Origin of the sequence: Vibrio sp. CCB-PB317 (assembly GCF_022808245.1) — a bacterium.
Taxonomy (GTDB): Bacteria; Pseudomonadota; Gammaproteobacteria; order Enterobacterales; family Vibrionaceae; genus Vibrio; species Vibrio diabolicus.
The window spans coordinates 1-14,755 of the sequence record NZ_JALGNU010000003.1 but is presented as its reverse complement, the minus strand read 5'-3'; the positions used below and the strand labels follow the sequence as shown (position 1 = coordinate 14,755).

7 protein-coding genes and 1 riboswitch are annotated in these 14,755 nt (G+C 44.7%); of the genes, 5 read left to right on the top strand and 2 right to left on the bottom strand.

Features of this window, described 5'->3' with window-relative positions; all coding sequences use genetic code 11:
* The first annotated feature begins 55 nt into the window (after window positions 1-55).
* The 3 genes from galU (at window position 56) to MTR11_RS17200 (ending at window position 5,749) form a co-directional block, all read left to right on the top strand.
* Window positions 56-928 carry a UTP--glucose-1-phosphate uridylyltransferase GalU gene (gene galU / locus MTR11_RS17210; protein ID WP_005397418.1) on the top strand — a complete coding sequence of 291 codons (873 nt, stop codon included), beginning with the start codon at window positions 56-58 and terminating at the stop codon, window positions 926-928.
* A gap of 149 nt (window positions 929-1,077) precedes the next feature.
* Complete coding sequence (gene uvrA / locus MTR11_RS17205; RefSeq protein ID WP_243328128.1) at window positions 1,078-3,900, top strand: excinuclease ABC subunit UvrA; 2,823 nt, start codon at window positions 1,078-1,080, stop codon at window positions 3,898-3,900.
* A 67-nt stretch (window positions 3,901-3,967) separates the two neighbouring features.
* Window positions 3,968-5,749 (top strand): PglL family O-oligosaccharyltransferase, encoded by a 1,782-nt coding sequence (locus tag MTR11_RS17200; protein ID WP_243328127.1) that lies wholly within the window; start codon window positions 3,968-3,970, stop codon window positions 5,747-5,749.
* A 59-nt stretch (window positions 5,750-5,808) separates the two neighbouring features.
* On the opposite strand, the gene MTR11_RS17195 is transcribed toward MTR11_RS17200, so the two are convergent.
* Window positions 5,809-6,930, bottom strand: a complete 1,122-nt coding sequence (locus tag MTR11_RS17195) for a pyridoxal-phosphate-dependent aminotransferase family protein (protein ID WP_017821323.1) — start codon at window positions 6,928-6,930, stop codon at window positions 5,809-5,811.
* A gap of 219 nt (window positions 6,931-7,149) precedes the next feature.
* Window positions 7,150-7,328, top strand: a riboswitch (Lysine riboswitch).
* Between the two features lie 101 nt (window positions 7,329-7,429).
* On the opposite strand from MTR11_RS17195, the gene lysC reads away from it, so the two are divergent.
* On the top strand, window positions 7,430-8,782 hold the full coding sequence (lysC, locus tag MTR11_RS17190; RefSeq protein WP_012841364.1) for a lysine-sensitive aspartokinase 3: 1,353 nt from the start codon (window positions 7,430-7,432) through the stop codon (window positions 8,780-8,782).
* Window positions 8,783-8,868: 86 nt separating this feature from the next.
* Here the strand turns inward: lysC and metH are convergent, their stop codons facing one another.
* Window positions 8,869-12,549, bottom strand: a complete 3,681-nt coding sequence (metH, locus tag MTR11_RS17185) for a methionine synthase (RefSeq protein WP_243328126.1) — start codon at window positions 12,547-12,549, stop codon at window positions 8,869-8,871.
* Between the two features lie 191 nt (window positions 12,550-12,740).
* Here metH and MTR11_RS17180 point away from each other — a divergent pair, with 191 nt between their 5' ends.
* A complete protein-coding gene (locus MTR11_RS17180) occupies window positions 12,741-14,072 on the top strand; it encodes a cation:proton antiporter (RefSeq protein ID WP_114323950.1) in 1,332 nt (443 codons plus the stop codon).
* Window positions 14,073-14,755 lie beyond the last annotated feature (683 nt).

Sequence of the window (14,755 nt, the reverse complement as noted above, 5' to 3'; positions counted from 1 at the left end):
TCGTGTTAAAGTTATGCGCAGATTCTTGATAATAACGAGATAGGATATTCCCCCAATGATTAAAAAATGTCTGTTCCCTGCTGCAGGCTATGGCACTCGCTTCTTACCGGCAACGAAATCTATGCCAAAAGAGATGATGCCAGTCGTGAATAAACCGCTTATTGAATACGGCGTTGAAGAAGCAATTCAAGCTGGTATGAACGGCATGTGTATTGTGACAGGTCGTGGCAAACACTCTATCATGGACCACTTTGATAAGAACTACGAACTAGAACACCAGATTAGCGGTACCAATAAAGAAGAGCTATTGGTAGATATCCGTGAAATCATTGAATCTGCAAACTTCACTTACATCCGTCAACGCGAGATGAAAGGCTTAGGCCACGCGATTCTGACCGGGCGTGAACTGGTGGGTGACGAACCATTTGCCGTCGTTCTTGCTGATGACCTTTGTGTCAACGAAGAAGAAGGCGTACTAGCTCAAATGGTGGCGCTATTTAAACAGTTCCGTTGTTCTATCGTTGCCGTACAAGAAGTCCCAGAAGATGAGACTCACAAATACGGCGTTATCTCTGGTGAAATGATCAAAGATGACATCTACCGCGTAGACGACATGGTAGAAAAACCTGAGAAAGGCACGGCACCAAGCAACCTTGCGATCATTGGTCGCTACATTCTGACCCCTGATATTTTCGAACTGATTGAAAATACAGAGCCAGGTAAAGGTGGTGAAATTCAAATCACTGACGCGCTACTTAAACAAGCAAAAGCGGGCTGTGTCTTGGCTTACAAATTCAAAGGCAAACGCTTTGACTGTGGTAGTGTTGAAGGTTACATCGAAGCAACCAACTACTGTTTTGAAAACCTTTATCTAAAAGATGAAAAAGCTTCAGAGTTAGGTAAACACGCAACACAAAAAGCGGTATAAAGCATCGTCGTAGTACGAAATTATTGTTTCTAAAGCCCAGCATTATGTTGGGCTTTTATTTTTACTGTTTTTTTATCCAGTAATTTTCTTTGCACATTTCTCACACTATGTAATACTTGCCCCACTTGGTTATACATAGAGCAAAAACGATGGATAAAATAGAAGTTCGCGGTGCCCGAACCCATAACCTCAAAGACATTAATCTTACAATCCCTCGCGATAAACTGATTGTCATTACTGGACTAAGTGGCTCCGGTAAATCCTCTCTCGCTTTCGATACATTGTATGCAGAAGGCCAACGACGCTACGTAGAGTCTCTCTCTGCCTACGCTCGTCAGTTTTTGTCTCTGATGGAAAAACCCGATGTCGACCATATTGAAGGGTTATCACCCGCGATTTCTATTGAACAGAAGTCTACTTCTCATAATCCGCGTTCAACCGTAGGTACAATTACCGAAGTCTACGACTACTTACGTCTGTTGTATGCTCGTGTAGGCGAACCACGCTGTCCAACGCACCATGCCCCTCTTGCCGCACAAACCATCAGTCAAATGGTGGACAAAGTTCTAGAGATGCCAGAAGGCAGCAAAATGATGCTGTTGGCCCCTATTGTCAAAGAGCGTAAAGGTGAGCATGTTAAAACGCTTGAGAACCTGGCAGCTCAGGGCTTTATTCGTGCGCGTATTGATGGAGAGACATGCGATCTATCTGATCCTCCAACGCTAGAGCTACATAAAAAGCACACCATTGAAGTCGTGGTCGACCGCTTTAAAGTTCGTCCCGATCTGCAACAGCGCTTAGCGGAATCTTTCGAGACCACGCTCGAGTTATCAGGCGGAATTGCGGTTGTCGCGCCAATGGATGGAGACGGTGAAGAGATTATTTTCTCCGCCAACTTCGCTTGTCCACAATGTGGTTACAGCATGCAAGAGTTAGAGCCGCGACTTTTCTCATTCAACAACCCTGCTGGTGCATGTGGCACTTGTGATGGTTTGGGTGTGCAGCAATACTTCGATCCAAGCCGAGTAATTCAAGATGATTCATTAAGCTTGGCACAAGGTGCGATTCGCGGTTGGGATCAAAAGAACTACTACTACTTCCAAATGCTCACCTCATTGGCCGATCATTATGGTTTCGATCTCCATGCCCCTTTTAATTCTCTGCCAAAGAAAACGCAAGATGTCATTCTAAAGGGCTCTGGCCGCACTGAGATTGAGTTTAAATACATCAACGATCGTGGCGATATTCGTGTTAAACGCCATCCATTCGAAGGTATTCTGAATACCCTCGAACGTCGTTATCGTGATACAGAATCCAACTCTGTCCGTGAAGAGCTTGCGAAATACATCTCCACTAAATCTTGTTCAAGCTGTGGTGGTACTCGTCTGCGCCTTGAAGCACGTAACGTGTTTATTGCTGATACGACACTGCCTGAGATTGTTGAACTTAGCATTGCTGATGCATTGGAATTCTTCCATTCCTTGAAACTGGAGGGTCAACGAGCCCAAATCGCTGAAAAAGTGATGAAGGAAATCAACGATCGCCTGCAGTTCTTGGTTAACGTTGGTTTGAACTATCTAAACTTGTCTCGCAGCGCCGAAACGCTCTCTGGTGGTGAAGCACAACGTATTCGTTTAGCAAGCCAAATTGGGGCGGGTCTTGTTGGTGTGATGTATGTTCTGGACGAACCCTCGATTGGTCTCCACCAGCGTGATAATGAACGCTTATTAAAAACGCTCACTCATTTGCGCGATTTGGGGAATACCGTGCTCGTGGTAGAACACGATGAAGATGCTATTCGCTGTGCGGATCATGTCATAGATATCGGTCCTGGCGCTGGCGTACACGGTGGTCATGTTGTCGCGGAAGGCACCATGGAAGAGATAATCGCAAATCCGAATTCTCTGACAGGTCAGTACTTAAGTGGCGCTAAAGAAATCGCAGTGCCGAAAGATCGCACGCCGCGTGATCCGCAAAAAACGGTTGAGCTCTTAGGCGCAACAGGTAATAACCTTAAGAACGTTAATCTTTCAATTCCTGTTGGGTTATTCAGCTGTATTACAGGGGTATCTGGTTCAGGTAAATCAACGCTGATTAATGATACTTTCTTTAAAATTGCTCATACCCAACTTAACGGGGCGACAACGGCTCAGCCTTCACCTTATAAGTCGATTAAAGGTTTAGAGCACTTCGATAAAGTTATCGATATCGATCAAAGCCCAATTGGTCGTACACCTCGCTCTAACCCAGCGACCTATACGGGAATCTTTACCCCAATCCGTGAACTGTTTGCAGGCACACAAGAGTCGCGTTCTCGCGGTTACAAGCCAGGACGTTTTAGCTTTAACGTACGCGGTGGTCGTTGTGAGGCCTGTCAGGGTGATGGTGTCATTAAAGTTGAAATGCATTTCCTACCAGACGTTTATGTGCCATGTGATGTATGTAAAGGTAAGCGCTACAACCGTGAAACACTTGAAGTACGTTACAAAGGCAAAACCATTGATGAAGTGCTAGAAATGACGGTCGAAGACGCCCGAACGTTCTTTGAACCCGTACCTGCTATAGCACGTAAGCTACAGACTCTAATGGATGTTGGCTTGTCTTACATTCGCCTAGGTCAAGCCGCAACGACACTCTCCGGTGGTGAAGCACAGCGTGTTAAACTGGCGCGAGAGCTATCCAAGCGCGATACAGGAAAAACCTTGTACATTTTGGATGAACCAACAACCGGCCTGCACTTCCATGATATCCAGCAGTTGCTCACTGTATTGCACAGACTTCGCGACCACGGAAATACTGTCGTGGTGATCGAGCATAACCTAGATGTCATTAAGACTGCGGACTGGATTATCGATCTAGGACCTGAAGGGGGACAGGGTGGAGGCGAGATAATCGCTCAAGGCACACCGGAAGATGTGTCGCAAATCGAGGGTTCGCACACAGCTCACTTCCTTAAGCCTATGTTGAAGTAGAAAAAACAGGTAAAGTACCGAGACCAGCAAGTGCTGGTCTTTTTTCATTCAAAACAACGCAATAACTATGGCTACTATACATGTAAGTGGAACAAAGCTTTCTCCCGAAAAAGTACAGGTTCCCCTCAATCGCAAGTTTCTCATTGCCTTGGCAACACTATTTGTGTTGGCAATGCACTTTTTCATGCCCAACCCCGGCGGTTCAGGGCTTTCACTTTCCTTCAATGCGACAACTTGGATTGCTTTTAGCTTTGCATTAGGCATTGGGTGCTACCAACTCGCGAATAATCGAGCGCTACGTTACTCAAAATTAACCATCGGCTTGTTCATTAGTGCTCTTATCATGACGGTGCCCATTCTGTACCCAAATGCGAATAGCAGTTTGGCAGCCAACAAGCTCATTGGTCTGTGGTGTGGCGTCCTGTTTTTTATTGTCTTACAACAATTTCATTTCAGTAATAAACATCGCCAACGCCTGTTATGGTTCATTGTCCTTGCGGTTGTTATCGAAGCCATTTTGGGTCTGACACAATATCTGTATCTCAAACCAGGCAATGCGTTTGGCTACAACACGATGGTCAATCGTCCTTATGGTATTTTCCAACAGCCCAATGTAATGGCCAGCTTTCTTGCAACAGGACTGGTGATTGCCAGCTATTTACTTGCACGTCAGCCTTACAAATACGACCGTAAGTTAAGCGATGTTTATCTTCTCTATGCTGTGCCAGTTTTAACCTTACCATTGATTGTGGCGTTGGCTTCACGCACAGGTTGGTTAGCCTCGATCATCGCCGTGTTGTTGGTCATCCCATACATGTATCGCTTTGCGACCAAAGGGCGCTTTATCCGCTGGGTTACGTCGCTTGTCACTGGGCTCGCACTCTCAGTGGTTGTCATGTATCTTGCCTTTCCTGATGGAAGTGGGTTAGCCGCAGAAAAAGTAAACATGGAGTCTCCTCGAGCGTATACTTTTCCGCAAACATTAGACATGGTGATTGAAAAGCCTTTTACTGGCTATGGATATGGCAAGTTTGAATCTGAGTACATGCTGTATACGGCTCGTCAACATGCCCTAAATGAGAATTACCCAGCTGGTTTGCCAGCCATGGATCATCCGCATAACGAGCTGCTTTACTGGGGAGTAGAAGGTGGTTTGCTGCCAATACTCGGCATCTTCTTAGCGATGGCACTGGTACTGTATCGAATCTATCAAGCCAAACGCGGAACTCGTCTTGCGTTGCTGGCCTTGTTTATACCTATCGTATTGCACTCACAACTGGAATACCCTTTCTACCACTCTCTCGTGCATTGGTTGATCTTCGTTATCCTGCTGTACTGGGTCGATCAGCGCGTCTCTCGTTATCGACAAGTCGGCTTTAGTCATGTGACCAAAAGCTTGCTGCGAGTCTTTAGTTTGGTACTTCCCGTTGCGTTTACGTTTTACATGGTAAGCGCATTGCATACGAACTATGTATTGACGAAGTTTGAGACCACTAGGCCAACTAACCCTGATATTCTGAATCAAGTCAGTAACCCTGTAGTTTGGAAAGACAGGTTTGATTGGGATGTCTATAGCACGTTTTTAAACATTGGGCTGTACCAACAAGACGCAACCTTGATTCAGCCTTATATCGATTGGTCGCTAAAAATCATCAAAGATAAGCCTCGCCCTGCATTTTATAATAATTTGATTTTGGCCTACCAAGGCTTAGATGACTCAAGTAAAGCGGAGCAAATCAGAGCTGAAGCGCAGTTTTTGTTCCCGAAGATTGATTTCAGTGACGTCAATTACCAACCACCTTCTCAAGCAATCTCTGCCTCACTAGCCCCCACTTCAGGAGCTGAGTAATAAATACAAAAAAGCGAAGGGATGACCTTCGCTTTTCTTTATCTCATTGCTGTATGATTTTATTCAGTGAGTGACTCTTCTAACGCTTTTAAGCACAGCGCAACGTTTTCAGATCGAGCACCGTAACCCATTAAGCCAATACGCCACGCTTTACCAGCTAATGCCCCAAGGCCTGCACCAATTTCTAGGTTATAGGTTTCTAGCAAGTGAGCACGAACTTTTGCTTCATCAATTCCTTCAGGCACGTAAATCGCATTTAATTGTGGCAACCGATGGGCTTCGTCCACAACAAATTCAAAGCCTAACTTTTGTAAGCCATTTTTGAGTTTTTCATGCATCAGTTGGTGACGAGCCCAAGCGTTTTCTAATCCTTCATTTTTCAGTATCAATAAAGCTTCATGAAGCGCATACAAGCTATTAACTGGCGCCGTATGATGGTAACTACGCTTGCCTTCTCCACTCCAATACCCCAAAACTAAACTCTGATCGAGGAACCAACTCTGTACTGGTGTTGTTCTTGCTTGAATCTTTTCAATCGCGGCAGGAGAAAACGTCACTGGTGAGAGCCCAGGTACACATGACAAACATTTTTGACTACCAGAGTAAACCGCATCCAGTTGCCATTCATCCACTTTTAACGGCACACCACCAAGCGATGTCACCGCATCAACAATAGATAATGCATTATGCTGTTTCGCCAGCTTACCCAATGCTTGAGCATCACTGACTGCACCAGTTGAGGTTTCCGCATGCACAAAAGCAAGAATTTTTGTATCTGGGTGCTGTTCGAGTGCTTGCTCGACTTTATCAATGGAAACAGGCGTCCCCCATTCATCATCGACGATAACAACTTCACCACCAGCACGGACGACATTTTCGCGCATGCGTTCACCAAATACACCGTTACGGCAGACGATCACTTTGTCGCCTTTCTCGATCAAGTTTACAAAGCAGGTTTCCATCCCTGCACTACCTGGCGCTGAAACCGCAATAGTGAACTCATTGTCAGTTTGAAAGGCATACTTCAATAGCTGCTTGAGCTCATCCATCATACCGATAAACAGAGGATCAAGGTGACCTACGGTAGGACGGCTTAGCGCTTGTAACACTTGAGGATAAATATCAGAAGGACCAGGTCCCATTAAAATACGGTGAGGTGGAATAAAGCTTTGGATCGACATGTCAGCTCCTTGATTATCTTTTATCCTGAGCATTCTAAAAGTTCTATTCAATAACATGGCTCAGGTGTAGGGTTCTTCACCCTAATAGATTTTTCCTCTATCAGCAATTAGCCGTAAGTATGGAGGTCAAACCAGTGTCACAAAATCGTTAATAAAAACACCATAAAGGTTGAAATATTGATTGACATTAAGGCCTCAAAACCGTTCAATGTTTGAGCTTTATGTAGAAGAGGAGCGCTACCCAGGTAGATGATTTGTGGAACCGCAATTCCAACACCAATCATTGAGGGGGAGTAGTGCCGAGGTAAGTCAAAGTTGCAGGGTTTGACTTGTCGGTTGAATTGGGCTGAATCCCATCAACTGTCATCAGCGCAGTCTGATGAAGGGCTTCTGAGGGTAAATTTTTCAAATAGCATTCTAAATACCTCTCTTTTTGCTCTGTTCCTTTTCTCACTAAACATTGGATGTACAATTTTTTAGGAAGTCGTGGGAGAACGCAGTGAGCGCATTTAACGTAGCTAAATTCGGTGGAACCAGTGTTGCCAACTTTGAGGCAATGAGTCGTTGTGCCACCATTATCGAAAACAATCCAAATACTCGCTTGGTCGTGAGCAGCGCTTGCTCTGGCGTCACCAACCTATTGGTAGAACTCGCCAACGGTGTTCAGGATCAAACGCACCGTACTGAGCTGCTGCAAAATCTGGCCAACATTCATGACGCCATTTTAACTCAGCTCGAAGACAGCACGAAAACTGCTGCCGAGGTGTATGGCATATTAGATACCGTAACCAGCCTGGCCGAGGCTGCATCTATCCAAGCTAGTGCGAAGTTAACCGATCATTTGGTCGCATGTGGCGAACTCATGTCGACGCATATTCTAACTCAGTTAATGTGTGAGCGAGGCATTCAAGCTGTGCGCTTTGATATCCGCGATGTGCTGCGTACTGATGACAACTTTGGTCGCGCGGAGCCAAACATTGAAGCAATTTCGACGCTTGCGCAAGATAAACTCATACCACTTTGCCAACAATCCGTTGTTGTTACTCAAGGCTTCATAGGATCTGACGAAGCCGGTAATACAACAACACTAGGTCGAGGAGGCAGCGATTATAGCGCCGCCTTAATTGCTGAGAGCGTCAAAGCGGCAGGGTTAGAAATCTGGACTGATGTTCCGGGCATCTACACAACAGACCCGCGAATTGCGCCAAAAGCCTCACCAATTCCCGAGATCAGCTTTAGTGAAGCTTCAGAAATGGCTAACTTTGGCGCTAAAATCCTTCACCCTTCTACGCTAGTACCCGCATTGCGCCACGACATTCCGGTATTTGTAGGGTCATCGAAAGAGCCAGAAAAAGGGGGAACTTGGATTCGCCACCAAGTCGAAAGCTCACCGTTGTTCCGTGCGCTAGCTTTGCGTTGTAACCAAACCATGGTAACGCTACGCAGCGCCAACATGTTCCACGCATACGGCTTCTTAGCAAAGGTCTTTGAGATCCTTGCAAAGCATAAGATCTCGGTCGATTTGATCACGACATCTGAAATCAGTGTATCGTTAACACTTGATCAAACCGATACATCCGGCGGCGCGCCGCAGCTGCCGCAAGCTGTACGAGAAGAGTTAGAAGAGTTATGTAAGGTAGAAGTTGAACATGACCTATGCCTCGTTGCTCTCATTGGTAACAACATGAGTGAGAGTAAAGGCTACGCGAAACAGGTTTTTGGCACGCTAGAAGACTTTAACCTACGCATGATTTGTTATGGTGCTAGCCCTCACAACTTATGCTTCTTGCTCCATGAATCGGTATCGAAACAAGCCATACAAAAACTCCACACTGAGTTGTTTGAGAAGTAAGTTCAACTCAATAAAACAAAGGGCTGCGTATCTGCAGCCCTTTGTCGTTTCATTAGTTGTTACATTTGGACGAGGTAAACATCAATTTAACCGTTAATGTTTGGCCCTAACCATTTTTCAGCCTCGATCCTATCCCACCCCTTACGATCGGCGTAACTCTCTAGCTGATCTTCTTGGATCTGTGCGATCGCAAAGTAGCGTGAGTCAGGATGAGAGAAATACCAACCAGAGACTGACGCGCCCGGATACATTGCATAGCTGGAGGTTAGAGTCATGCCAATATTCTCTTCCACATTAAGTAGCTCCCAAAGCGGTCCTTTTTCAGTATGCTCAGGGCACGCTGGATAACCTGGTGCAGGGCGAATACCTTGGTATTTTTCACGAATGAGATCATCGTTAGATAAATCTTCATCCGCAGCATAACCCCAAATTTCTTTACGGACACGCTCATGCAAATACTCAGCAAACGCTTCGGCTAGGCGATCCGCCACCGCTTGAATCATAATTGCGTTGTAATCATCTCCCTGTGCTTTGTATTCATCAGCAAGCTCTCGTTCACCAATACCACCAGTGACAGCAAATGCCCCTATCCAATCATGTTTACCCGACTCTTTAGGTGCGATGTAGTCGGATAAACAATAGTTGAATCCTTTTGGTTTCTCGGTCTGTTGTCGCAAGTTACGTAATACTTTCACAACGTCGGTACGAGTTTCATCAGCATAAACTTCAATGTCGTCCCCCACGCTCGCAGCAGGGAATAAGCCACACATTCCACGCGCTTTTAACAGGCCTTCTCGCTCAACTCGATCAAGTAACTCGTTGGCATCTTCGAATAAACGTTTTGCTTCTTCACCAACTTCTTCATGTTGGAAAATTGTTGGATACTTACCCACAAGTGACCAAGTCATAAAGAATGGTGTCCAATCGATGTATTGACGTAATATAGCCACATCAAAATCATCGAAGATATGAATGCCAGGCTTAACAGGCACTGGAGGAGTATAAGCTTCCCAATCGATCGCAACTTTATTCGCTCGAGCCGCTTCTAATGTCACTGGTTTGGTTCTCGGTTTCTTTCGATTATGTTGATCACGTACTCGTTCGTAATCAGCTTCAAGTTTTTCAACAAATTCAGGGCGACGTTCATCTGACAATAGAGAAGTACATACGCCCACTGCACGTGAGGCGTTGTTCACGTAAACCACAGGATGCTTGTAATTTTGCTCAATCTTAACTGCTGTATGGGCTTTTGAAGTTGTTGCGCCACCGATGAGAAGAGGTAAGTTAAAGTCGAGACGCTCCATCTCTTTTGCAACATGCACCATTTCGTCTAATGAAGGCGTGATCAACCCTGATAAACCAATAATATCGACGTTTTCTTCTTGCGCTACTTTTAAGATCTTTTCGCAAGGAACCATGACACCAAGATCGATAATTTCGTAGTTATTGCACTGCAATACAACGCCAACGATATTTTTCCCGATATCATGTACATCACCTTTGACCGTCGCTAGCAAAATCTTACCGTTTGTTTGTCCCACCTGCTTTTCTGCATTGATGTAGGGCTCCAGATGCGCGACTGCTTGCTTCATCACTCGTGCAGATTTTACGACCTGAGGAAGGAACATTTTACCTTCACCAAACAAGTCTCCGACGACGTTCATCCCATCCATTAGTGGACCTTCAATCACCTCTAATGGCTTTGAAGCATTGACACGAGCCTCTTCGGTATCATCAACGATAAACTCGGTTATTCCTTTCACTAACGCGTGCTCTAAACGCTTTTCAACAGGCCAAGTTCTCCACTCAAGTGCAGAGGCATCCTCCTCTTTACCTACCCCTTTGCCTGCGTATTCCGCCGCGATATCTAACAATCTCTCAGTGGCGTCATCACGACGGTTAAGAACGACATCTTCCACAGCCTCACGCAATTTTTCAGGCACGTTATCGTAGATTTCTAACTGACCCGCATTCACAATCCCCATATCCATACCATTTTTAAAACAGTGGTAGAGGAACACCGCGTGAATCGCTTCACGCACATAGTTATTACCGCGGAATGAGAAGGAAACGTTAGAAACACCACCCGAGATCATCGCGTGTGGTAAATCACGTTTGATATCGCCAACGGCTTCAATGAAATCCACCGCGTAGTTATTATGCTCCTCGATACCCGTAGCAATGGCAAAAATGTTTGGGTCAAAAATGATGTCTTCTGGTGGAAAGCCCACTTCATCAACGAGAATTCGGTAAGCGTTGGTACAAATTTCAACTTTGCGCTCACGTGTATCTGCTTGCCCAATCTCATCAAACGCCATCACAATCACAGCCGCACCATAACGGCGAATCAACTTAGCTTGTTCAACGAATTTCTCTTTGCCTTCTTTGAGAGAGATCGAGTTAACAATGCCTTTGCCTTGGATGCACTTAAGACCGGCTTCAATAACCTCCCACTTGGAAGAGTCGACCATGATTGGTACTTTTGAGATTTCAGGTTCTGACGCACAAAGGTTTAAAAATCGAACCATACAAGCTTGTGCATCCAACATGCCTTCATCCATGTTGATATCGATAATTTGAGCGCCATTTTCAACTTGTTGACGAGCCACATCGAGCGCTTCATCGTACAGCTCTTCTTTAATCAAGCGTTTAAAACGCGCAGAACCAGTTACATTCGTACGCTCACCGACATTGATAAATAAAGAGTCTTTATCAATGGCAAGCGGCTCTAAGCCAGACAAGCGACAAGCAACGGGAAGATCAGGTAATTGACGAGGGGCGATATTTTCAACCGCGAGTGCCATTTGGCGAATGTGCTCAGGAGTTGTACCACAGCACCCACCAATCAAGTTTAAAAAGCCACTTTGAGCCCACTCTTGAACATGCTTAGCCATATCTTCTGGCGACAAATCGTATTCGCCGAATGCATTCGGAAGCCCGGCATTTGGGTGAGCGGAAACAAAAGATTCTGATATACGCGAAAGCTCTTCAACATAAGGACGAAGCTCATCTGGGCCCAGCGCACAGTTCAAACCAAACGAAATCGGTTTAACATGACGTAATGAGTTGTAAAACGCTTCTGTAGTTTGACCTGATAATGTTCTACCGGAAGCATCAGTAATAGTCCCCGAGATCATCACAGGTAACTCAATACCCATCTCTTCAAACACACTTTCAACAGCAAATGAACAAGCCTTAGCGTTAAGAGTATCGAAGATGGTCTCGATAAGAATAAGGTCAGAGCCACCTTTAATCAGCGCTCGAGTCGATTCAGAGTAAGCCTCAACTAACTCGTCGAAAGAAACATTTCGATATCCGGGGTCATTTACATCAGGAGAAATAGAACAAGTTCGGTTCGTCGGCCCTAAAACCCCTGCGACATAACGCGGTTTATCGGGTGTTTTTGCGGTCCATTCGTCTGCAACTTCACGTGCAAGCTTGGCAGCAGCAAAGTTAATTTCTTCACTTAGGCTTTCCATCTCGTAGTCAGCCATCGCAATGGTTGTTGCGTTAAACGTGTTGGTTTCGAGAATATCAGCACCCGCTTCTAAATATGCAGCGTGAATTTCCTTGATAAGTTGAGGCTGACTTAGAACCAACAGGTCGTTGTTACCTTTTAGATCACAATGCCAATCCGCAAAGCGCGTTCCTCGATAGTCTTGCTCTTCAAGTTTGTATCCCTGAATCATGGTTCCCATACCACCATCAATCAAAAGAATACGTTGCTTCAATTGAGCTTCAATCTGTTGTCTTACATTACTTCCCACAGTACAACCTCATTCCTTTAGTTATCATTCCATCCTATCACACAAACTTCAGGAGTCTAGACGTCTAAACGTGGAATTAATGATTATTTTATCTCCTTCTTAACTTACAAAATAATCGCGAAAAAATGTTTGCTATTTAAGCAGCATCAGTCGAGAATCCCATTCATAAAATGTTACAAATAGAGAGCTCTATGTCGGTCTATCATACTTTATGTTTTCTATCCGCAGCTGCAATGCTAATTGCTTTTGTAAACAGCAAGATAGGAAAGATGCAAACCACCATTGCGATTACCGCAGGTTCAATGGTGCTTTCACTTCTAATCTTAATTGCGGGTCAAAACAACTGGTTCCATCTCACCGAAATTGCGACGGAGACGGTCACAAGGATCAACTTCGAAGATTTCTTGCTCAAAGGCATTCTTGGCTTCTTACTATTTGCGGGTGGATTAGGCATCAAACTCCCGAACCTTAAGGATCAAAAATGGGAAATTACCGTTTTGGCTCTCGGAGCCACCCTGTTTTCCACTTTCTTTATCGGGTTTGCGCTCTACGGATTCTGTCAGTTAATTGGCATCCAATTTGATTTAGTCTACTGCTTACTTTTCGGTGCACTTATATCGCCAACTGACCCAATCGCTGTACTGGCTATAGTTAAAAAGCTCGACGCTCCCAAACGTATCTCCACTCAGATTGAAGGAGAGTCACTCTTCAATGATGGCTTCGGTTTGGTTATCTTTGTCACTCTATTCACGATTGCATTTGGTACTGAGGCACCAACTGTAGGTAGTGTCACCTTGCTCTTCATCCAAGAAGCTATCGGTGGTATCACTTATGGTTTCGTCCTCGGTTTGCTATTCCACTACTTAATCAGTGCCACCGATGATCACTCAATGGAGTTATTACTTACTATTGGTGTCCCAACGGCAGGTTACGCATTTGCTGAATACATCCATGTATCAGGCCCACTCGCGATGGTTGTATCCGGAATTATGATTGGCAACTGGACACGCTTTATTGGCTTTTCAAAAGAGAGTGAAGATCACCTTGACCATTTTTGGGAGCTTGTTGATGAGTTTTTGAATGGCGTGTTATTCCTACTGATCGGTATGTCAATGCTACTATTTGAATTCCACAAAGAAGACTGGATCATGATGGCTATATCAGTCCCTCTTGTACTAGCAGCTCGCTATCTAAGCGTATTTCTCTCGTACATTGGCTTTAAGCGTTACAGAAAATATAACCCGTGGTCAGTACGTATTTTGACGTGGGGCGGCTTACGCGGGGGCCTTGCATTGGCAATGGCTCTTTCCATTCCATCAGGTATTTGGGTGATTCAAGATAAGTTAATCGATGTAAAAGAGATTATTCTTGTAATGACCTACTCCGTCGTTGTTTTCTCTATCCTCATTCAAGGCTCAACAATCACCCCAATGATTGAAAAAGCAAAAGATGAAGAGAAGAAAATGGAAGAGAACAACCAAGCAATAACCACTCCGGTGCATACGGAGCCAGTGGACTCTTAAAGACACGTAACTTAATAGATGAAAAAGCAGCTATCTAGCTGCTTTTTTCATATCTAATCTTCGGACTCCCCTTCAAGAATAGAACGCTTGTTACTCTTTGATATACAGTTAAATATTCGAATAATCGTCACGCTACTGTTTCATAGATACTAACTATTACCGATAGATAATATTCATAGACGAATCTTTTAGTTTAAGCATTTTCATCTATATCACTTCTCTTCCCTTGGCAACATAGGCTCCTCGCAAACATCAAAGCTAAGCTTTCACAATACTTTGCAATGAGCGAGTTTGTATTTTTTTATGAGAAAGAGACATTTAGGATGATTGCGAATCACTATCCAAACGGACTAGAACCCCCACCAAACTAAGGTCTGAGCTGGCACTCAGGTTGTTCAAGCCCTTAGCAGAAGTTTAGAGTCCTCATACTTGATCTCAGCGACACTGAACTTATATTCAAAGTTGTTCTGTTTTCGAGATAGAAACAAAGCGACACCTCGAACGACTAAGTTCTGTCACATAGCTAGATATTTCTAATATGTTATAGAGGAATCTTTGGTAAGCACGTGCTGGTACTCAAAACGAGAGCTCGAGACTGTCATCAACTAGTTCATGACAAGGCTTAGAAAGCATAGCGAAGAGGGAAGCCTGCCTCTCGATGCAAGATTTCAATATGGAAATGA